The sequence below is a fragment of the Myxococcus xanthus genome (assembly GCF_013116825.1).
Taxonomy (GTDB): Bacteria; Myxococcota; Myxococcia; order Myxococcales; family Myxococcaceae; genus Myxococcus; species Myxococcus xanthus_B.
The window spans coordinates 112,985-133,279 of the sequence record NZ_JABFNS010000005.1 but is presented as its reverse complement, the minus strand read 5'-3'; the positions used below and the strand labels follow the sequence as shown (position 1 = coordinate 133,279).

Genomic DNA, 20,295 nt, shown 5'->3' with positions numbered 1-20,295 from the left:
GTCAGCGCACCTTCGCGAGGTAGTCGTCTCGCGTCACCAGGCCGCGCGTCTCCAGGAGCTCCAGCATGGCCCGCAGCGAGCGGGCCTGCTGGGCCACCATCCGCTCCAGCCCCGCCACCTGCTGCGTCAGCTCCTCCACGCGCTGGGTGAGCTCCGTCTCACGTCCGGGCTGCGCCAGGGGCGCCGAGGCCGCGCGCACGGCCATCGACACGGGAGCGCTTTCGGCCGGGGGCGCCAGCTCGAAGGTGGGCTCGTCCATGCCGAAGGACAGCGGGGTCGCCGTCGTGGAGGTGACCTCCCCATGATAGTGGCGGCGGATGGCGCGCTCGATGGACGAGGCGCTCGAGACGACCACCTGGAGGCGCTGGCCACAGTGGAAGGCCAGCTCCTGGAACGCCTCCACGTTGGTGGGGTCCGCGGAGGCGACGGTGAGCGTCTTCGTGGCTGGATCCGCGGCGATGGGGAAGACGGTGTAGCGCTCGGCGATGTCCGCCCGGAGCGCCTGCAGCGCCGCCGCTGACGCAATGTGCTGCTCCAGATCCACCGTGGGAATGGCGAGCTGCCGCGACAGGGCGTGGACCATGGAGCTTTCGTCCACGTACCCCATCTGAACCAGGGTGAGGCCCAGCTTGCCGCCCCATTTGCGTTGTTCCGCGAGGGCGGAGCGGAGCTGGGTTTCCGAGAGGAGCCCGGCGTCCATGAGAATCTCCCCGAGCCGGCGCTTGCGGCCGGGGAGCGAGACAGAGGGTGTGACAGGCGGCTGTTTCACAGCCGTGAAGCATAGCAGCCAGTCAGGCACGACCGGAGACCCGCCAACACCCGGGGGGCCGGGGAGGAGCGTGAGGAACGGGAATGGGGTAGAACCGTCCCTTCATGACGCAACGGATACTGCCGTTTCTCGCACTGCTGCTGGCTTCAGGCTGTGCGTCGCAGCGCCTGGCTGGTGCGGACCTGGACCGAGTCCAGCGTCCGGCCTTCATCTCCCGCATCGAAGACGGGGCCGGCCCCAAGAGCCACGTGTTCCGCGAAGACTCGGCGTACCGGAACAAGCTCAAGAAGCTGGAGCCGGTAGAGGCGGACCGGCGGCTGACGGTGAAGCTGCTTCAAGCCGTCACGCGCTTCGAGATCTCCGAGCGCCTCCGGGTCACCACGCTGTCGCAACTGCCGCGTGAGTTCCCGTGGACGCACGTGGTGGACCCCGCGCGGGTGGCCTCGGTGCTGGAGAGCTTCCTGGTGGAGGAGGTGCCGGCCAACGCGCCGGACTACGACCTGGTGGCGTCGCTGGGCGCGGACACCATCGTCGAGTTCGTCATCCAGGACTACGGCATGCGCAGCGAAGACGGCCGCGCGGGCGCGTACCTGCGAGGCTATGGCCGCATGTTCACCCTGGACGGGCGCACGGAGGTGTGGCGCCGCCCGTTCGCCATGGACCAGGTGGCCGAGGGCAAGGAGCACCTGGACCCGTTCAAGGTGGGCAAGGACCCTTCACTCTTCCGCGCGGCGATGACGTCCATGCTGGATGAGGTGGCGCGAATGTTCGTGAAGGACCTGACGCCCACCGACCGCGGCGGCGCGCCGCCGCCCCGGGCTTCCGCGGCGGCTTCGGACGTGGTGCCCGGCAAGGCGGGCGCCCCGGCTCCGGCCCCCGAGGCGACGAAGCCTCCGGAAGACGAGCTGGCGCCCGGCGAGCTGCCGGACCCCGACCCCTGAGCCACACAGCCTGCGTCAGAACAGCGCGTGCTCCACCAGGAGCACGGTCAGCCCCACGACGAAGCTGACGAGCGTCACCGGGAGGCCCACGCGGAGGAAGCGGAGGAAGCTCATGTTGACCTTCCCGCGCGCGGCCTCGAACACGATGAGGTTGGCCACGCTCCCCACCAGCGTGAGGTTGCCCGCCAGCGTGGAGCCCAGCGCGAGCACGTGCCAGCCCAGCTCCACGTCGTGCAGCGTGGGCACCCACGTCCGCGCCAGCATGACGAAGGGCACGTTGCTGAACAGGTTGGACGCCACCAGCGTCAGCCCCGCGAAGCCCAGCGTCTCCCGCAGGGGCGGGCCCGCCATGAGGGGCTCGAACAGGACGCGGATGTCCTCCGCGTAGCCGTGCTTGTTCACGCCGTAGACGACCACGAACAGGCTCGCGAAGAAGAGCAGCAGCACCCAGTCCACGCGCTCCAGCGCCTCGCGTGGCTCGCGGCGGGCCAGGGCCATCACCAGGGCCGCGCCGGCCAGGGAGCTCCAGCTCATGGGCAGCCCGGCGAAGAAGGCCACGACGACCCCGAACAGCACCGTCAAGGTGAGCACCATCATGCCCCGGTCCACGGGCGGAGGCGGAGGGTTGGGCTCGAATTGCTTCACGGGCAGGTCATGCCGGAACAGGTACAGGAGTCCGGCGGCGACCACCGCCGTGGAGAGCAGGGCAGGCAGGGCCATGTACGCCGCGAAGCTGGCGTAGGACAGCCCGGAGGCGCCCTGGATGAGCATGTTCTGCGGGTTGCCGGTGAAGGTGGCCACCGAGCCGCTGTTGCTGCCCATGCACACCGCGAGCAGGTACGGCGCCGGCGGCAGGCGCGCGTCCTCCACGGTAGCCAGCACCAGGGGCGTGAGCATCAAGCACACGGTGTCATTCACCAGGAACGCGGACAGCACGGCCGAAATGAACGTCACGGCGAGCAGCAACCGCCGGGGCGTGTGCGCCCTGCGCACGGCCCACGCGCCGGCGGTGCGGAAGAAGGACGCCTGGGACATGTACGCCGCCAGCAGCATCATCCCCAGCAGGAGGACGATGGTGTCCGCGTCGATGGCGTGACGGTTCGCGTCGGCGCTGTGGTTGTAGACCTCGGCGGGCGTGACGACGCCGAAGACGACCATCAGCACGGCGCCCAGCAGCGCGCCCCCGGGGCGGTCCAGCTTCAGGTACGGAAGGCGCGCACCGGCGATGAAGACGTAGGTGAACAGGAAGATGGCGAGGGCCACGGCGCGGCACACTAGTGGAGTGCCCGCGCGTCCGCCTCTGTGCGCATTGGCTGGAGCTCAAACCAATGAGGCGCGCTCCCGCGTTGTTTGCCTCGGTATACGTCTGTACAGTGCCCGGCCCATGAAGCCAGAGAAGGAACCGGGCGCTTTCGGAGAGGCCCGTCGCACGCCGTGGAACGCGCCTCGCGGGCTGGACTCCGTGCTGGAGGGGTGGCGGTCGGACCGGCAGCTCCGCTCCTGCTTCGTCCTGGATGAGGCCACCCCCGCGCGGGCAGGCGTCTTCGCGCCCATTCCGGCAGAGGTGGCGCCCCAGGTTCGCGACGCGCTCGAGAAGCGGGGCATCCAGCAGCTCTTCTCGCACCAGGCGGAGGCGTACCGGCTGGCGCGGGCGGGCCAGAGCCTGGTCATCGCCACGCCCACCGCCTCCGGCAAGAGCCTTTGTTACAACCTGCCACTGCTGGACCGCTTCGCGCGGGAGCCCCAGGCTCGGGCGCTGTACCTGTTTCCCACCAAGGCCCTGTCCAGAGATCAGGAAGAGTCCCTGCGCGCGCTGATGCGCGAGGCGGGCCTGTCCCACGGCGCCATCACCTTCGATGGTGACACGCCAGCCGATGCGCGCCGGGCCGCGCGGGAGCGCAGCGGCGTGCTGCTCACCAACCCGGACATGCTGCACACGGGCATCCTCCCGCACCACGCGAGCTGGGCGCGCCTGTTCTCCAACCTGCGCTACGTCGTCATCGACGAGCTCCACACGTACCGGGGCGTCTTCGGCTCGCACCTGGCCAACGTGCTGCGCAGGCTCCAGCGCGTGGCGCGCTTCCACGGCGCGGACCCGGTGTTCGTCGCGGCGTCGGCCACCATTGGCAATCCGGAGGCCCACGCGCGGCGGATGCTCGGGCGGGACGTGACGCTGGTGTCGGAGAGCGGGGCGCCCTCCGGCGAGCGCCGCGTCATGGTGTTCAACCCGCCCGTGGTGAACGCGGAGCTGGGCATCCGGGCCAGCTATCTCAAGACGGCGGTGCGGCTGACGGCCGACCTGGTGCGCGCGGGCGTGTCGACGCTGCTCTTCGGGCAGTCGCGCAACAACATCGAGGTGATGCTCAAGTACCTCCGCGACCGCTTCGTCGAGGAGAAGTTGGACCCGTCCCTCATCCAGGGCTACCGCGGTGGGTATCTGCCGGGCACGCGGCGCGCCACGGAGGCGGCGCTGCGTGCGGGTGAAGTCCGCTGCGTGGTGGCCACCAACGCGCTGGAGCTGGGCATCGACATCGGCTCGCTGGACGCGGTGGTGTGCGCGGGCTACCCGGGTTCGGTGGCGGCGCTGATGCAGCGGTTCGGCCGGGCAGGGCGGCGCGGTGAGGGGAGCCTGGCGCTGCTGGTGACGTCGAGCGCGCCGCTGGACCAGTACCTCGCCGGCGACCCGCGCTTCCTCGTGGGCTCCCCGGTAGAGCACGCGCGCATCGACCCGGACAACGTGGAGATTCTGGTCCAGCACCTCAAGTGCGCGTCCTTCGAATTGCCGTTCGAGGAGGGAGAGCCCTTCGGGGACGTACCGCCGGAGTCCACCACGGAGGCGCTCGGGTTCCTCGCACAGCATGAGGTGGTGCACCCCACCGTGGGCGAGGCGGGCCGTCGCGTGTTCCACTGGTCCACGGATGCGTATCCGGCCAACCACGTGTCGCTGCGCAGCGTGGGCTGGGACAACGTGGTCATCATCGAGAAGGGGACGGACCGGACGCTGGCGGAGATGGACTTCCGTTCGGCGCACACGATGCTGCACGAGCAGGCCATCTACCAGCACGAGGCCGAGCAGTATCAGGTCGAGCGCTTCGACTACGAGAACCACAAGGCCTTCGTGCGGAAGGTGGCGCCGGACTACTTCACCGACGCGATGACCTACGTGCGCGTGCACGTCATCCAGGAGGACCAGGCCGCGCCCATGGGCCCGGACCTCCTGGCGGGCATGGGCGAGGTGAGCGTCATCGAGAAGGTCGTGGGGTACAAGAAGATCAAGTACCACACGCACGAGAACGTCGGTTACGGCGACGTGGCGCTGCCGGAGATGCAGATGCACACCACGGCGCTCTGGCTGACGGTGCCGGAGACGGTGGTGCGCGCCATGAAAGCGCCGCGACCGGCGGTCATCGACGCGCTGCGCGGCCTGACCACGGCGCTGCGCACGGTGGCGTGCGTGGGGTTGATGATCGACCCGCGGGATATCGGCAAGACACTGGGGAGCCGGGATGACGCGGAGGGACCGCCCCGCAAGGATGGTGGCGTGGGCTTCGACCCGACGCTGTTCTTGTACGACAACGTGCCCGGCGGCGTGGGGCTGGCGGCGCGGCTGTACGATCAGCGGGACGAGCTGCTGAACCGCGCGCGCCGACTGCTGGAGTCATGCACGTGCGAGGATGGCTGTCCGGCGTGTATCGGCCCTGCCGCGGGGGCGATGCCGGGGCAGGCGCCCGTGGACCCGCATCCGCGCAAGCGACTGGCGCTCGAAGTGCTCTCGGCGCTGGGCATCGCGGGAATGCAGTAACCGGGAGGCGCGGCCGTGGACCTCAAGCGCAAGCTGGCGCGCCTGACGAGCGTGGGCCCCGGGGGCAAGTCACCCCCGAAGCCCCCCGTGGCGGAGCCACAGGCCGAGCCCTCCGCGCGCGCGGATTCCATGCCCGCGTCTGGGGCCGAAGCGGGCGTGCCCGACGCGCTCGCCGCGCAGCTGGCGAAGCTGGTTCAAGCCCGGCGCATGGAGGCGCCGTCCACGCCCGCCGGCGCGGAATCGCAGGTCGCCCGCGAGGCGGGCGCGGTGGAGGCCCCGGCAGCACGCCCCGTCGTGGCCTCGCCTCCACCCGCCCCCCGGGATCCCCGCATCGACAGCCTGCGCCGGATGCTGTCGGACTGGTCGGAGCGTCAGGGCCTGGCCGCCGCGCGCCGGGGCACGCCACCGCCAGCGCCCCCTGGCCCGCTGCCCGTGGAGTCGCGTGCCACGGCCCACGGCACGGTCCACGTCTCCGAGCGCATCCTCTCCCCGGAACACCACCACGGCTCGGCGCCCCTCGCCGCGGCCCTGGACGTGGAAGGCCCCCTGGTCGCCAGCCTCGCGCTGCACGCGGACCTGGCCGGCGTGGACTTCCAGCGGATGCTCTTCCTGGACACGGAGACCACCGGGCTCGCGGGAGGAACGGGCACCGTGCCATTCCTCGTGGGGCTGGCGTGGTTCGAGGGCCGCTCGCTCAAGGTGCACCAGCTCTTCCTGCGGCGCCTGGGAGAAGAGGCCCCCATGTTGCGCGCGCTCGCCGAGCGCATGGCCACGTCCTCCTGCCTCGTCACCTTCAACGGCAAGAGCTTCGACTGGCCGCTCCTGCGGACGCGCTTCGTCCTCAACCGCGTCCCCGCACCCGTGGAGCTGCCCCACCTGGACCTGCTCCACTGCGCCCGCCGCGTCTTCAAGCACCGGGGCGCCGGCACGCGACTGGTCCACCTGGAAGACCAGGTCCTCGGCTTCCGGCGCGTCGACGACGTGGACGGCTCGCTGATTCCCGACCTGTACTTCCGCTACCTGCGCGGCGGAGACGGCTCGGCGCTGACGCCCGTGCTGGAGCACAACGTCAACGACCTCCTCCTCCTGGCGGCCCTGCTCGGTGAGCTGGTCCGCCGCTTCCGTGCAGGGGGCGCAGGCGCCTCCGTGCCCCGGGACGCGGACCCTCGCGACCTGCTCGGCTTCGCGGGCGTGGCGCTCCGGGCCCGCGACTATGAGCGCGCCCAGGCCTTCGCCCGGGCCGCGGCGGCGGGGGACACCGGCGTCGTGGGCATCGAAGCCCTGGCCCTGGCCTCCCGGTTGTCACGCAAGGCGGGTGACGCCTCGGCCGCGGCGGCGCACCTGCACCAGGCACTGCAGACCGCCCAGGGCTTCCAGGCCGCGACGCTGCACCTCCAGCTCACCAAGCTGTACGAGCATGGCCTCAAGGACCTCGCGCGGGCGCTGCACCACGCGAAGCTGGCCTCGGCGGCGGAGCTGCCTGTGGACCATCACCGCCGGCTCCTTCGCCTGGAGACGCGCCTGGCCCGGAGCACCCGGGCGGCCTCGCTGGACCTGGGAATGGGGCGCTCGCGCTCGGGAACCTGACGCTTCTGGGCTTCCGCTCCACTGGAATCGGACAGTCGCTCCGGGCGGGACGCTCGCCTCATGATCAGACAGGCACATGATTGAGGCACACGCCACGGCCGTGCGCTATGAGGGCCCCATGAAAATTACCAAGGACAGCGTCGTCTCCATCGATTTCCGCCTCCACCTCGGCGACGGCAAGGCCGTGGACGAGAGCGAGCCGGGGGAGCCGCTCGTCTATCTGCAGGGGCACGAGGAAATCGTCCCGGGCCTGGAGAAGGCGCTCGAGGGCAAGTCGCGTGGTGACACCCTCCAGGTGACGGTGGGGCCCGACGAGGGCTACGGCGACTACGACCCGGAAGGCATCGAGGAGGTCCCGAAGACGGAGTTCCCGGAGGGCCTGGAGCTGGTGGCGGGCGGCGTGCTCAGCGCCACCGACCCGGACGGGGACGAGGTGGACTTCGTCATCAAGGAAGTGAAGGCGGACTCCGTGCTGGTGGACTTCAACCACCCGCTGGCCGGCAAGACGCTGCACTTCGAGGTCACCGTGCGGGACGTCCGCGCCGCGACGGCCGAGGAACTGGAGCACGGCCACGCCCACGGGCCCCACGACGAGCACTGATTCGGACGGGCGCCTTCGCGGGCCCCTCCTTGCTTCGACGCCGGGCGTCCCCAGGAAAGGACGCCCGGCGGGAGTCTTCCACCTAGCCGCCCAGGAAGTCGGACGTGAAGGCGAAGGCGCCCATCATGTAGGGCAGGGCGCCGCCACGGTTCGGGTGGTTCAGGTACCACGCGAAGTTCAGCAGGATCGTCGGCCGGTTGAACGACGAGCCCTCGCGCGTGTTCAGGGCGTACGCCAGCATGGGGCCGATGCGCGTGTGGCCGTTGTCCACGTTCTGCGCTCCACCCGAGCCATCCTGGTAGCGCGGCCACACACCGCTGAAGCGGGCCCCCAGCGTGAGCTGCGGCGTCGTCAGCATCATCAGGTCGGTGTCATTGGTGAACACCCAGCCCCGGCCGGGGATGAGCGTGTCCAGCAACGCGTCGTAGAAGGACGCACCGTTGCCCTCGCGCAGCGCCACGTTCCAGTACTCGATGGACGCCTTGCTCCGCACCACGAACGAGCCGAAGCGCGCCTGGAGCGTGGGCTCCACCATGTAGTGGTGACCGGAGGTGCTGTACGCGGCGTCCTCCGTCAGGTCGCGCGCGTCGTCGGAGAAGTCCAGCATCGGGTTGTTGTACGACTGGAGGAACCCGAAGGTGCCGAAGTACCGGACGTACTCATAGGTCGCCCGCAGGTTGAAGATGGCCAGCGGCTGAATCTCGAAGACGGGGCCAATCTTCACCGAGGCCGGGTTGGCTTTGATGGCGAACGCGCCGTTGACGAAGTTGTCGCGCGTCAACATGGACTCGCCGTCGAACATCCTCTTCTGGAGGACGAGCCGGTTCTGGGTCTCCATGCCCAGCGGGTTCCAACGCAGGAAGTTGATGTTCGCGAAATACAGACGGGTGTCGGGCCCCAGCGGAGGGAGCGTGGGGGCCGTGGGTGCGTCCGTGGGCTTGGGGGCTGTCTGCGGAGTCGACGGCAGGGCAGCGGCTTCTGGCTCTTCGGCGGCGGCTGGCGCGGAGAATCCCAGGCAAAGTGACAGGGAAAGCACGGACAGCGGTCGACGCAGCGTCATCGAGACACCTTCTCGGGGAGTGACGTGGGGGTGCGGTGTACAGCGGGGTCCTGCGCATCCGCGTAGCGCCGGCTGACATAGAAGCCGAAGGCCGCCGCGGTGAAGTACATGATGAGGCTGTAGATGGCCGGGGGAATGGCCATGGTCGAGTTCGCAAGCAGCGTCGGGCTGAGCGCGATGGCAATCGCGAGCATTCCGTTGTGAATGCCAATCTCCATGCCAATGGCCACCGCTTGCCGCTGGGGCAGGCGCAGCAGGATGGGCACGAAGTAGCCCACCGCGAGGCTCACCAGGTTGAAGGCCAGCGCAGCAGGGCCCACCTGGCGGAAGAAGCTGAGCGCATTCGCGCGCTCCGTGTACACGGACGCCGCAATCACCGCGACGAGGAAGAGGGTGGACAGGATGCGGATGGGCTTGTCCATGCGCTGCGCCACGGCCGCGCTGCGCGAGCGGATGAACATGCCCAGGCTCACTGGCCCCAGCACGATGAGCACCACCTGCACGATCTTCGCGAACTGCATGGGGACCGCGCGGCCCTCGTCCATGAAGTGCGCCAGCGACAGGTTGATGATGAGCGGCAGCGTGACGAGCGACAGCGCGCTGTTCACCGCCGTCAGCGTGATGTTGAGCGCCACGTCACCGCGGGCCAGGTGGCTGAAGAGGTTCGCCGTCGCCCCGCCGGGGGAAGCCGCCAGCAGCATCAGCCCCACCGCCAATTCCGGCGGCAGACGGAAGGCGTGGGCGATGAGCAGGCACGCCACCGGCAACACCAACATCTGGCAGCCGAGGCCCACCAGGATGGCGCGCGGATAGACAATGACCCGCTTGAAGTCCGCCAGCGTCAGCGTCAGGCCAAGCCCAAGCATGATGACGGCCAGCGCCAGCGGCATGAGTACCGCCGTGAATACACTCGACTGCATTCGCCCCCCGGATGGAGTGTCCAGCGTTGAGCATTAGCGTCGCGCAAGAGTGCGGGGCGCTTCAAGCGTCTCCGCCCTCAAAGGTTGCTAAAAGTGGAGGCTACCCATGACGCCGTATGTCATTGATGCACTGCGGCGCTGCGCATGAGCCGTCTATTCTCTTCGTGAACCGACATGGCTTCGCGGTCGGGTGGGCCCCTGGACAGGGCGCCGCTTCCCGAGACACCGGTGCCCGGGTCGATTACGACAGGGGCCATGAGCCGAGTCCTGGATGAGCTGCTGTCGCTCCTTAAACTGGAGAAAATCGAGGAAAATCTGTTTCGTGGCCGGAGTCAAGACCTGGGGTTCCGCCAGCTCTTCGGCGGCCAGGTGCTGGGGCAGGCGCTGTCCGCGGGCAGCCAGACGGTGCCCGCCGGCCGGCATGTCCACTCCCTGCACGGCTACTTCCTGCGCCCGGGCGACGCGACGCTTCCAGTCGTCTACACGGTGGACCGGGTGCGGGACGGCGGCAGCATCACCACGCGGCGCGTCGTGGCCGTCCAGAAGGGCGAGCCCATCCTGACGATGATGGCCTCCTTCCACGGGGACGAAGAGGGCTTTGCCCACCAGGTGCCCATGCCGGAGGTGCCGGGCCCGGAGGCGCTGGCCTCGGAGCAGGAGCTGCTGAGCCGCCTGTCCGCCCGCATCCCGGAAGCCCTGCGGGAGAAGTTCCTGGGGGAGAAGCCGATTGAGATCCGGCCCGTGGCGCCGGAGGATCCGTTCACCCCAGAGGCGAAGGCGCCCATCAAGCACGTGTGGTTCCGCGCCAACGGCGACCTGCCGGAGGATCCGCAGGTGCACCGGTACGTGCTGGCCTACGCGTCCGACTTCAACCTCATCAGCACCGCGCTCCTGCCCCACGCGGCCAGCTTCTTCCAGCCCCGCATCCTGGGCGCCAGCCTGGACCATGCCCTGTGGTTCCACGGCGACCTGAAGGTGAGCGACTGGCTGCTGTACTCCATGGACAGCCCGTGGGCGGGCAACGCGCGCGGCCTGTCCCGCGGCAGCGTCTACACGCGTGACGGCCGGCTGGTGGCCTCGGTGGCCCAGGAAGGGCTGCTGCGCATCCGCAAGCCCACGGCCTGAGAAACGGGGACGACACCCCACACCCGCGTGTGGGGTCGAGCCCCCTGCCACGCCCGTGGGAATCCGCGAGGGCTGCAACTCTCCGGAATTCCTGGTTCTTTCCGGGGGTGGCACCCTCGTTGCTGGGCAATGCGGCGGCTCAGACAACAAGGACCCCCCGTGTCGAAATCGAGAACCTGGGAGCTGTCGCGACGCAGCCTGCTGCGGGGTGCCGCGGGAGCGACGCTCGCATTGCCCTGGCTGGAGGCCATGGCTCCCTCAGCGGCACGCGCGCAAGCGTCCGGTGCGAAGCCGCCGCTGCGCTTCGTGGGCATGTTCCACTCCGCGGGCGTCGTCCCGGACCAGTGGTTTCCGACGACCGAAGGCGCGAACTACGCGTTGACGCCCACGCTGTCCCCGCTGGCCCCGGTGAAGGACGACGTCCTGGTGCTGAGCGGCATGCGGCTGGGCGCGTGGGACTACTACGAGCGCACGCACGAAGGCGGCTTCTGGATGATGCTCACCGCGTCCGAGCGCATCGTCGCGGGCAGCACGGACTCCATCGATCAGGTGATCGCGCGCGCCACGTCGGCCCAGGTGCGCGTGCCGGCGCTCACGCTGAGCGTGGAGAACAACGGCTACTACAACCCCGGCTACCGCGACGCGAACGGGGATGGCTTCATCGACCCGAAGACGTCGTCCTACGACGACACGCAGGACCATTGCAGCGGCGAGGACCACTGCATGGTGACGTTCTCCCGCGGCCGGCGGCTGCCCAACGTCTACAACCCACGCGTCATCTTCGACCGGCTCTTCGGTTCGCTTCCAGCCGAAGGCCCCACGGACGCGGAGCGGCGCCGCTGGATGTACCGGCGCAGCGTGCTTGACCGGATGACGGGCCAGGCGAAGGCGCTCCAGGCGAAGGTGGGCCAGGCGGACAAGCTCCGGCTGGACGAGTACCTCACGGGCATCCGCGAAATCGAGGTCGCCATCCAGAAAGCCGAGCAGGGTGCTCCGGCCGCCGCGTGCGCCACGGGCGCCCGTCCCGTGGGCATCCCCATGGATGGCACGGCCTACGCCAACCTGATGTGCGACCTCATCGTGAAGTCCTTCGAGTGCGACGCCACCCGCGTCGCCACGCTGATGCTCGGCATGTGCGTCAGCCCGATGATGTTCACCGTCAACGGCCGGGCCTTCTCCCACCACGGCGATGCCTCCCACCATGGCAACGATCCGGTGAAGCTGGCGGCCAAGGTGGAGATCGACCGGTGGCAGGTGGCCCGCTTCGCGCACCTGGTGCAACGGCTGAAGGCGGTGCCGGAGGGGGAGGGCACGCTGCTCGACAACGTGGCGGTGTTCTACTCGAGCGACATCTCGCACAGCGATTGGCACAACCACTACGACATGCCGGTGCTGCTCGCGGGGCGCGCGGGCGGCGCCATCCGGCCGGGCCGGCACATGCGGGCACAAGGCAAGCGGTGTGGAGACGTGCTGCTCTCCATCCTCCAGGCCTTCGAGATTCCACGAGGCACCTTCGGACCGCTGGCGCAGGGACCGCTGGCCGGGCTGGCGTGAGGGGAGACCGCACATGAAGACCCGCTCACTGCTCTTCGGAATCCCCCTGCTGCTCACCGCGTGCTCGGACGAGCTGCCCGTCGCGCGCACCCAGGACCCCAAGCCCGTCGTCGCCGCGCAGAGCTGCTCGGATGGCGCGCATTCGCTGCGCCGGTTGAACCGCGCGGAGTACGACAACACCGTGCGCGATCTGCTCGGCGAGACGGGCCGGCCCGCGACGGCCTTCCCGGCGGACCCCACGGGCCACGGCTTCGACAACGAGGCCCGCCTGCTGGGCGTGTCCCCCGCGCTGGTGGAGGCCTATGAGGCCACCGCGGGCCGCCTCATCGACCAGGCCTGGGCCCGGGACGGCGCCGCCAGCGCCGGAGGTGGCACCGTTCGCCTCGAGGCCGAATCCGCCAGCGCCACCACCGGCGCCAGCGAGCAGAACGGCACCGTGTGGAACCTGTGGTCCAACGGCGACCTCTCCGCCACCTTCACCTTCGCCCAGACCGGCGAGTACCAGCTCTCCGTGCGCGCGTGGGGCACGCAGGCGCCGCCGGACCCGGTGCGGATGCAGTGGCTGCTGGATGGCGTCGTGGTGGCGTCGCTCGACGTGCCGGCCATCACGCCCACGGTGTACACGCAGCCGGTGCGGGTGGACTCGCCAGGACCGAAGCGCTTCACCGTGCGCTTCACCAACGACATCTACGACCCGGACACGTCCACGGACCGCAACCTCCTGTTGGATTGGATGGAGGTCCGGTCGCCCGCGCCCACGTCGGTGGCCACCCAGCGCCACCTGCGCGTGTGCGACCCGGCCACCACCGGGGAAGAAGCCTGTGCCCGGCAGATGGTGGAGTCGCTGGCGAACCGCGCCTGGCGGCGTCCCGCGAAGCCGGACGAGGTCGCGGAGATGATGAGCGTCTACACGCTCGTGCGGGAGTCGGGGGACGGCTTCGAACTGGCGGCGAAGTTCGCGCTCCGTTCGGTGCTGCTGTCGCCGCACTTCCTCTTCCAGGTCGTGGAGACGCAGGCGCCTGGGACGGGCAAGCGCGAGCTGTCCGCGCGCGAGCTGGCATCGCGCCTGTCGTACTTCCTCTGGAGCAGCCAGCCGGACGCGGAGCTGACGTCTCTGGCGGACGCGGGCCGGTTGGCCGAACCGGAGGTGCTGGAGGCGCAGGTGCGCCGGATGCTGAAGGACCCACGGTCCGAGGCGCTGGTGCAGAACTTCGCCGGCCAGTGGCTGGGCCTGCGGAAGGTGGACGGCATCACCGCGGACCCGACGCTGTTCCCCGGCATGGACTCCGAGCTCAAGCGCGCCATTCGAGAGGAAGGGGAGAGCTTCTTCCGCGCCTTCCTCAACGAGGACCGCAGCGCGCTGGAGCTGCTGGACGCGGACTTCACGTACGTCAACGACCGGCTCGCGGACTACTACGGCCTGCCTCGCCCGGGCTCCGCCTCCGTCACGCGCGTGAGCACGGGCGACGGACGGCGCGGCGGTGTGCTGGGCCAGGCAGGTGTGCTGGCGCAGGCGTCGCTGGCCACGCGCACGTCACCGGTGCTTCGCGGCAAGTGGGTGCTGGGCAAGCTGCTGTGCCAGGAGCCCCCTCCGCCGCCTCCCGGCGTGGAGGCGCTGCCCACGCAGGTTCCGCCGGGCTCCACGCTGCGGCAGATCACCGAACTGCACCGCGCGAACCCCGCCTGCGCGGGCTGCCACGACACGCTGGACCCCATCGGCTTCGGCCTGGAGAACTACGACGCGGCCGGGGCCTGGCGGGAGACGGACAACGGCTCGCCGGTGGACGCCACGGGCAACTTCAAGGGCGTGTCGTTCCAGGGACCGCGTGAGCTGGCGACCATCCTCAAGGGCGACCCGGCCTTCGCGACGTGCATGACGCGGCAGGCGCTGGCCTATGGCTTGGGCCGGGCGCTGACAGACGAGGACGAGGCCACCGTGCGCTATGTGGACACGCGCTTCTCGGCGGGCGGACACCGGCTCCCCGAACTGCTGGTGGCCGTGGCCCTCAGCGACAGCTTCCGCAACCGCTGCCCGGTGCCGGCCGCGGAGTAGAACGATGTACGGGCCGTGAATACGGCGCTCGGACGGCCGTCGAGAGCAAGCGGGCATCCTCCGCTTGCTCCCGAAAGGTAATTCGATGCGTACCCGTCTCTGGCCCGCCGTCCTCACCGTGCTTGCCCTGGGAACCAGCGCCTGCGTCATGGCGCCCCTCCAGCAGGGGTACACCGAGTGCGGAGAGTTCATGGGCGATGACCCCTGCCAGCCGGGACAGTACTGCGCGGACGCAACCTTCAGCTCGTGTGTGCCCGGCTGTACCAGCGACGAGAACTGCGCCTCCAACCAGGAGTGTGTGAAGGAGCACAGAGAGCAGGTGGGGACCTGCCTCAACATCTGCACGTCGTGCGCATACGATTGAGCCGGCGGGCAGGGCGCCCGCGGCTTGGGAGGTGACGTCGATGCGCGCGGTGGTGTTCCAGCACGAGGAGCACGAAGGGCCCGGCCTGCTGGGGCCGGTGTTGCAGGCGGCGGGCTTCACGCTGGTGAACCGCTTCCGCGCCGTGCGCCGGGAGGACGTGGACGCGGAGCTGCTGGTCATCATGGGCGGCCGCATGGCCGTCTACGAATCCGAGCAGCATCCCTTCCTGCGGCAGGAGCTGGGCATCCTCATGGAGCGGCTCGCCTACGAGCGCCCGTGCCTGGGCATCTGCCTGGGCGCCCAGATGCTCGCGGCGGCGGCGGGCGCGGACGTGTTCCCCGGGAAGAATGGCTTCGAGGTGGGCGTGGGCCCGGTGCGATGGACGCCGGAGGCGCAGAAGGACCCCGTGGTGTCCGGGGCCCGTCCGCGCACGGTCGTGGCGCACTGGCACGGTGACTCATATGCGCCCGTCCCGGACGCCACGCTGCTGGCGTCCACGGACCGGTATACCCAGCAGGCCTTCCGGCTGGGCACGTCCTACGGCTTCCAGTTCCACCTGGAGCTGACCGCCAGCGAGTTGGGGCGATGGATCGACCTCGAGGCGGACAGCCTCCAACAGCGCGGGAAGAACCTCCAGGAGCTGAAGGCGCAGCTGCCCAAGCTCAAGGCGGCGGAGGCCGACAACACGGAGGTGCTGCACCGCCTCGCGCACCACTTCGCGCGCGTGGCGGCGGGCCGCTGACGTGCGCGAGGGCTCGGACTAACGGAGCCCCTTGGGGCGGCGGGCCGCGCTCGCGGACGGTGACTCCATCTGGGAGGTGATGTCCGCGTCGCTGCCATCCCCCCCTGGGACACCGTCCGCGCCGTACGACAGGATGACAGGGCGGCCGCCTTCATTCATGTACACGTAGTCACGGTTCCACGGGTCCGTGGGCAGTCGCTCCAGCGAGCGCGCCTGGAGGAGCTCTTCCAGGCCGGCCTGGGTCTCCGGGAAGCTGCCGAACTTCATGTAGTGGAGCTTGAGCCCCGTCTCCAATGTCTTGATGTCCAGGGCGGCGGTCTTCTGCTTGGCCTCCTCCAGGTTCGACATCACGGAGAGGCCCACCGCCGCGGCGATGAGCCCGAGGATGGTGATGACGACCATGATTTCAATCAGCGTAAATCCGCGAACGTGACGACGCCGAGCGTTCAGCTTCTGCTGGGTTGGATTCATCTTTGAGTTGTGACCTCGTGTGACGTTGTGTCCGGCGCGTGCGTGCCCGACGTGTCGTCATGGCTGCCGGTGCAAGGGCGTTGCACATGCCGCGGGTTGCGTGCGCCTGGAGCAGGGCTTGGGCGCCAGGCGCGGACGCTCGCCAGTGCAGTCGCCGTGCCTGGATTGAGCGCCGCTGTCTCCGCCCTCGCCGCGTGCACGACTGTCGTTTTCCGCCCGCGGAGTGCCACCCCTGCGCAGGTAGATGCGGGTACGCATGCCTCTCACTCTCCGGATTCGGCGCGGATGGACGCGCCCTCAACGGAGGCCGTCATGAAGCCCCATCTTCCACTACTCGTTCTCCTGGGCGCCGCGGGTTGTGGCGCCGAAGTCGATGATGTCGACTTCGCGAGTCAGGAGTCCGCCCTGAGTCAGAAGTGGGAGCTATGTGGGAAGGAGGCCGTTCGATTGGCGGACATCCACCCTGGCCCCGAGGGGTCCAATCCAGCCGATCTGCTCCACGGCGACCGGGTCCTCTTCTTCACGGCGGACGACGGGGTGCATGGACGCGAGTTGTGGCGAAGCAGCGGAACGGAGGGAAGCGGTACGTCGCTGGTGAAGGACATCTACCCAGGGCTGGCGGGGGCGGAGATCTCGAATCTCACCCGGGTGGGGAACCGGGTGTTCTTCGCCGCGGATGACGGCGTCCACGGCTACGAGTTGTGGGTGACCGACGGGACGTCGAGCGGCACGTACCTGGTGAAGGACATCTACCCGGGGCCGGAGGATGGGATTCTCCGGCCGGACCCTTTCATCAGGAGGTTCGTGCCCGTGCTGATGGTTGAGTTCGGGGGTGTCCTGTACTTCGGCGCGAACGACGGCGTGCACGGACGCGAGCTGTGGCGCAGTGATGGAACGGACGCGGGGACGTACCTCGTCGAGGACATCGAGCCCGGCCCCGATAGCTCTACCCCGCGGAGCTTTGCTCGCGTGGGGAGCGAGGCCTTCTATTTCGTCGCAGGTCAGGACAGCGCCACGCGCGAGTTGATTCATCTCTGGCGTAGCACCGGAGTACCAGGTGCCGTCCCCGTCCTCAGTCGGGTAGGAGATAACGTCATCTTCGACCTGCTGGCTGTGAAGTCGCGCCTCTATTTCCTCGTGGATAACGACGAGGGCGAAGCCAGCTTGTGGAAGACGGATGGGGCCGCCTCGAACACGCAACAGTTGCGGCACTTCTTCGGCGATTATCCGCACGACCTGGTCGCGCTGGGTAAGCGTGTCGTCTTCAGCGCCGGGGCAGGTGAGCCAGAGGGTGAGGAGCTTTGGATCAGCAACGGCTCGACCTCAAGCACGAAGCTGGTGAAGGACATCTGGCCAGGGCCCATGAGCTCCTCACCGAGCTCTCTGGCGGTCCTGAAGTCGCGAGTCTTCTTCGCCGCGAATGATGGCTCCGGAGAGGGACGTGAACTCTGGGTGATCAACGGCACCGGCTCGGGGACCAGGCTCTTCAAGGATCTGGCGCCCGGTGGTGGCTCATCGGATCCTGAAGCGCTGGCCTCCATTGAAGGCACGTTGTTCTTCTCCGCGAGCGACGGGGTGCATGGGCACGAGCCCTGGGTGAGTGATGGCACCCGTTCGGGCACGAAGGCGCTGCGAGGTCTGGCGCACGGGAGCGCTTCCTCGTCCCCACGCGACTTCGTGCGCTCAGGCTGGGACGTGTTCTTCTCGGCGGATGACGGGAAGACTGGACGCGAGCTGTGGGCCTTGCCGTTCCGTCCGAAGGGGGAGTGCAAGCAGCACCCCGCCTACTGAGCTTCGGTTCCCACGCCCAGCCCCGATGGGTAACAACGATTCCAAGGGGTTGGGTTCCCTGGATAGGTGGAGGTCGAAGGATCAGACCCTCGTGCGTTAATAAAGTGTCAGTTGAAACCTGCCGCGGGGACAGGTCTCGACGAGGGGGAACATGGCGCCGACGTACGACGCGCTGGTCATTGGCACCGGCTTTGGGGGAGCGGTGGCGGCTTGCCGGCTGGCACAGGCGGGCCTGACCGTGCGTGTCCTGGAGCGCGGCCTGCGCTACCCGAAGGGGAGCTTCCCCCGCGACTGGAGCAACCCGCTCAACGGCTGGCTGTGGCGATACGGCCAGGGCCTCTTCGACGTGAAGCTGCTGCCAGGGATGAGCATTGTCCAGGCCGCGGGCTACGGCGGCGGCTCGCTCATCTACGCCAATGTCCATCTGCGCCCGCCGGCGGAGACCTTCGACACTGACTGGCCGGAGGGCTACAGCCGCGCCGCGTTGGATCCGTACTACGACCTGGTCGCGTACATGCTGGACCTCCAGCCCATCACCGCGTCCGCGCGAGGCCTGCCCACCAAGGCGAAGCGGATGCGGGAGGTCGCGCGCAAGCTGGGCCGCGAACAGCAGTTCTTCTACCCGGACCTCGCCGTGCGTTTCGCCCCCGCGGGCGAGCCGATGCCCAACAAGTTCGGCGTCGCCCAGGAGGGATGCAACTACTGCGGCGAATGCGACATCGGATGCAACGTCCGCGCGAAGAACACGCTGGACCTGAACTACCTGGCCGTCGCGGAACAGCAGGGCGCGGAGATGACCACCCAGGCGGAGGCCACGCGCATCGAGCCGCTGTCTCCCGCCGGATATCGCGTCACCTATACCGACCATGCCGCGGGCGGCGCCGAGCGCACCGTGGAGGCCCGCCGGGTGTTCCTGTGCGCCGGCACGGTGAACACCACGGAGCTGCTGCTGCGCTGCCGTGACCAGTGGGGCACGCTCCCGCGCATCAGTGACCGGCTGGGGTTCCGCTATTCGGCCAACGGCGACTTCCTGGCCTTCGCCTTCGAGACGCGCGAGGTGTGGGACCCGTCCGAGGGCCCCACCATCACCACCAGTCTGGTGGTGGACCAGGGGCAGGGGCCGGACAAGACGTGGTTCCTGTTCCAGGAGGGCGGGCACCCAGGGCAGGCGGCGGGGCTGCTTCAGGTGCTGGACATGAGCCGGGACTTCCGTGTCCCGGCGGACCTGCTCCAGAAGCAGCTGGTCCGCGCCCTGCGCCGGCGCTCCAAGCCTGAAACCGTCATGGGAAAGGAGCGCGGGCGCTTCCAGGCCGTGTTCCTGGCCATGGGGAGGGATCGCGCCAACGGGCGGCTCGCGCTGCGGCCTTTGACTCAGGACATGGAGGTGCGCTGGGACGTGCCTTCCAACCTGCCGCTGTACCGGACGCAGGAGCAGATCTGCCAGGACATCGCTCGGGCGCTCGGGGCGCGCGCCGTCTTCAACCCCCTGTGGGATCGGCTTCACATCCCCGTGTCCGTCCACAACCTGGGCGGCTGCACCATGGCGGAGGAGCCGGCCTACGGGGTGCTGAACCCGGACGGTGAGGTGCACGGCCACCCTGGGCTGTACGTGCTGGATGGCGCCGCGCTGCCCGCGAGCACCGGGGTGAACCCGTCATCCACCATCGCCGCGGTGGCGGAGCGCAACGTCGAGGCCGCCATCCGCCAGGTGCTGGGGAACCCCGCCTGGACCGCCCCAGAGCGGGCCGGAACGGCTTCGGGCCGGGCGGCGGCGGAACCGTTCCGCGCGTCGATGCGGATGAGCACGAGTGTGGCGCCCACGCGGGTGGTGCCAAGAGAGGATCCGATGCGGAGCGTGGTGATTCCAGAGGGAGGCACGGTGTTGTCGCCAACGCCCGTGGTGGGGCTGCGCTTCACCGAGCGGATGCGCGGCTTCATCAACCACGGCCACCTGCCGGACACGGATTACGCGGGCGCCGAGGAGGAGGGCAAGTCAGAGGGCAGGGTGGCCGAGTTCATCCTCACCATCACCTTGCCCAACCTGGACCGCTTCCTCGCGGAGAAGGCCCATTCCGGCATCGCGCAAGGCACCGTCCACGTCCACGGCCTCACGCCTCCTGACGGAGCGAAGGTGGACCACGGCGTCTTCAACCTCTTCGTGGACACGGACAGCTACTACGAGCGGCGGATGCTCTACCTGTTGCCCTTCACCGGCATGGACGGCCAGCAGTACCTGCTGGATGGCTACAAACATGTCCGGGACGACGACGGCTTCGACATGTGGTCGGACACGTCCACGCTCTACACCGTCATCCGCCGGGGCAGCGACCGGCATGCGCCCGCGGTGGCCAGCGGCATCATCCGTCTGGGCATGCCGGACTTCCTGCAGCAGCTCACGACCTTTGCCGTGCTGGGAACGACATCACCGCTGGCGAAGGCCCAGGCCCTGAAGCGTTTTGGGAGCATGTTCATGGGCAACCTCTGGGACGTCTTCGCGCGAACCAAGCTGGAGTAG

At 69.1% G+C, this 20,295-nt stretch carries 16 protein-coding genes; 11 read left to right on the top strand and 5 right to left on the bottom strand.

The window, feature by feature from the left end; all coding sequences use genetic code 11:
* Position 1: 1 nt before the first annotated feature.
* Entirely contained in the window at positions 2-769 is a 768-nt protein-coding gene (locus tag HNV26_RS02760) for a cyclic di-GMP-binding domain-containing protein, MshE-related (RefSeq protein WP_366823762.1), read from the bottom strand.
* A 104-nt stretch (positions 770-873) separates the two neighbouring features.
* Here HNV26_RS02760 and HNV26_RS02755 point away from each other — a divergent pair, with 104 nt between their 5' ends.
* Entirely contained in the window at positions 874-1,710 is an 837-nt protein-coding gene (locus HNV26_RS02755; RefSeq protein ID WP_171439531.1) for a hypothetical protein, read from the top strand.
* 15 nt (positions 1,711-1,725) lie between these two features.
* Here the strand turns inward: HNV26_RS02755 and HNV26_RS02750 are convergent, their stop codons facing one another.
* On the bottom strand, positions 1,726-2,973 hold the full coding sequence (locus tag HNV26_RS02750; RefSeq protein WP_171439530.1) for an ArsB/NhaD family transporter: 1,248 nt from the start codon (positions 2,971-2,973) through the stop codon (positions 1,726-1,728).
* Between the two features lie 121 nt (positions 2,974-3,094).
* Between HNV26_RS02750 and HNV26_RS02745 the strand changes: the two genes are divergently transcribed.
* From HNV26_RS02745 to HNV26_RS02735, 3 genes are all read left to right on the top strand, one after another.
* On the top strand, positions 3,095-5,512 hold the full coding sequence (locus HNV26_RS02745) for a DEAD/DEAH box helicase (RefSeq protein ID WP_253816152.1): 2,418 nt from the start codon (positions 3,095-3,097) through the stop codon (positions 5,510-5,512).
* 15 nt (positions 5,513-5,527) lie between these two features.
* Positions 5,528-7,099 carry a ribonuclease H-like domain-containing protein gene (locus HNV26_RS02740; RefSeq protein ID WP_171439529.1) on the top strand — a complete coding sequence of 524 codons (1,572 nt, stop codon included), beginning with the start codon at positions 5,528-5,530 and terminating at the stop codon, positions 7,097-7,099.
* Positions 7,100-7,217: 118 nt separating this feature from the next.
* Positions 7,218-7,700, top strand: coding sequence for an FKBP-type peptidyl-prolyl cis-trans isomerase (locus HNV26_RS02735; RefSeq protein WP_171439528.1), 483 nt, complete (start codon positions 7,218-7,220; stop codon positions 7,698-7,700).
* Between the two features lie 82 nt (positions 7,701-7,782).
* On the opposite strand, the gene HNV26_RS02730 is transcribed toward HNV26_RS02735, so the two are convergent.
* Together HNV26_RS02730 and HNV26_RS02725 are read right to left on the bottom strand one after the other, a co-directional pair.
* On the bottom strand, positions 7,783-8,760 hold the full coding sequence (locus HNV26_RS02730; RefSeq protein ID WP_171439527.1) for a hypothetical protein: 978 nt from the start codon (positions 8,758-8,760) through the stop codon (positions 7,783-7,785).
* Positions 8,757-9,680 (bottom strand): bile acid:sodium symporter family protein, encoded by a 924-nt coding sequence (locus HNV26_RS02725; RefSeq protein ID WP_171439526.1) that lies wholly within the window; start codon positions 9,678-9,680, stop codon positions 8,757-8,759. Before HNV26_RS02725 ends, HNV26_RS02730 begins: the two co-directional genes overlap by 4 nt.
* 255 nt (positions 9,681-9,935) lie before the next feature.
* On the opposite strand from HNV26_RS02725, the gene tesB reads away from it, so the two are divergent.
* The 5 genes from tesB to HNV26_RS02700 all read left to right on the top strand — a co-directional run bounded on the left by tesB (position 9,936) and on the right by HNV26_RS02700 (position 15,518).
* Positions 9,936-10,805 carry an acyl-CoA thioesterase II gene (tesB, locus tag HNV26_RS02720; RefSeq protein WP_171439525.1) on the top strand — a complete coding sequence of 290 codons (870 nt, stop codon included), beginning with the start codon at positions 9,936-9,938 and terminating at the stop codon, positions 10,803-10,805.
* Between the two features lie 159 nt (positions 10,806-10,964).
* Positions 10,965-12,359 carry a DUF1552 domain-containing protein gene (locus tag HNV26_RS02715; RefSeq protein ID WP_366816737.1) on the top strand — a complete coding sequence of 465 codons (1,395 nt, stop codon included), beginning with the start codon at positions 10,965-10,967 and terminating at the stop codon, positions 12,357-12,359.
* Between the two features lie 13 nt (positions 12,360-12,372).
* The gene (locus tag HNV26_RS02710) at positions 12,373-14,412 is read left to right on the top strand and encodes a DUF1592 domain-containing protein (RefSeq protein ID WP_171439524.1); all 2,040 of its coding nucleotides are present in this window, start codon (positions 12,373-12,375) and stop codon (positions 14,410-14,412) included.
* A gap of 85 nt (positions 14,413-14,497) precedes the next feature.
* Positions 14,498-14,776, top strand: coding sequence for a hypothetical protein (locus tag HNV26_RS02705; RefSeq protein WP_253816150.1), 279 nt, complete (start codon positions 14,498-14,500; stop codon positions 14,774-14,776).
* Between the two features lie 40 nt (positions 14,777-14,816).
* Entirely contained in the window at positions 14,817-15,518 is a 702-nt protein-coding gene (locus HNV26_RS02700) for a glutamine amidotransferase-related protein (RefSeq protein ID WP_171439523.1), read from the top strand.
* Between the two features lie 18 nt (positions 15,519-15,536).
* Here HNV26_RS02700 and gspG read toward each other — a convergent pair whose 3' ends face one another.
* Positions 15,537-15,989: a type II secretion system major pseudopilin GspG gene (gene gspG, locus HNV26_RS02695; protein ID WP_171439522.1), complete on the bottom strand. Its 453-nt coding sequence runs from the start codon at positions 15,987-15,989 to the stop codon at positions 15,537-15,539.
* A 312-nt stretch (positions 15,990-16,301) separates the two neighbouring features.
* Between gspG and HNV26_RS02690 the strand changes: the two genes are divergently transcribed.
* Positions 16,302-17,780, top strand: coding sequence for an ELWxxDGT repeat protein (locus HNV26_RS02690; RefSeq protein WP_171439521.1), 1,479 nt, complete (start codon positions 16,302-16,304; stop codon positions 17,778-17,780).
* A gap of 151 nt (positions 17,781-17,931) precedes the next feature.
* Positions 17,932-20,295, top strand: a complete 2,364-nt coding sequence (locus HNV26_RS02685) for a GMC oxidoreductase (protein WP_171439520.1) — start codon at positions 17,932-17,934, stop codon at positions 20,293-20,295.

Coding starts and splice junctions, on each gene's coding strand:
- HNV26_RS02755 (WP_171439531.1), top strand. CDS start 874: ATGACGCAACGGATACTGCCGTTTCTCGCACTGCTGCTGGCTTCAGGC.
- HNV26_RS02745 (WP_253816152.1), top strand. CDS start 3,095: ATGAAGCCAGAGAAGGAACCGGGCGCTTTCGGAGAGGCCCGTCGCACG.
- HNV26_RS02735 (WP_171439528.1), top strand. CDS start 7,218: ATGAAAATTACCAAGGACAGCGTCGTCTCCATCGATTTCCGCCTCCAC.
- HNV26_RS02730 (WP_171439527.1), bottom strand. CDS start 8,760: ATGACGCTGCGTCGACCGCTGTCCGTGCTTTCCCTGTCACTTTGCCTG.
- HNV26_RS02725 (WP_171439526.1), bottom strand. CDS start 9,680: ATGCAGTCGAGTGTATTCACGGCGGTACTCATGCCGCTGGCGCTGGCC.
- tesB (WP_171439525.1), top strand. CDS start 9,936: ATGAGCCGAGTCCTGGATGAGCTGCTGTCGCTCCTTAAACTGGAGAAA.
- HNV26_RS02710 (WP_171439524.1), top strand. CDS start 12,373: ATGAAGACCCGCTCACTGCTCTTCGGAATCCCCCTGCTGCTCACCGCG.
- HNV26_RS02705 (WP_253816150.1), top strand. CDS start 14,498: ATGCGTACCCGTCTCTGGCCCGCCGTCCTCACCGTGCTTGCCCTGGGA.
- HNV26_RS02700 (WP_171439523.1), top strand. CDS start 14,817: ATGCGCGCGGTGGTGTTCCAGCACGAGGAGCACGAAGGGCCCGGCCTG.
- gspG (WP_171439522.1), bottom strand. CDS start 15,989: ATGAATCCAACCCAGCAGAAGCTGAACGCTCGGCGTCGTCACGTTCGC.
- HNV26_RS02690 (WP_171439521.1), top strand. CDS start 16,302: ATGAAGCCCCATCTTCCACTACTCGTTCTCCTGGGCGCCGCGGGTTGT.
- HNV26_RS02685 (WP_171439520.1), top strand. CDS start 17,932: ATGGCGCCGACGTACGACGCGCTGGTCATTGGCACCGGCTTTGGGGGA.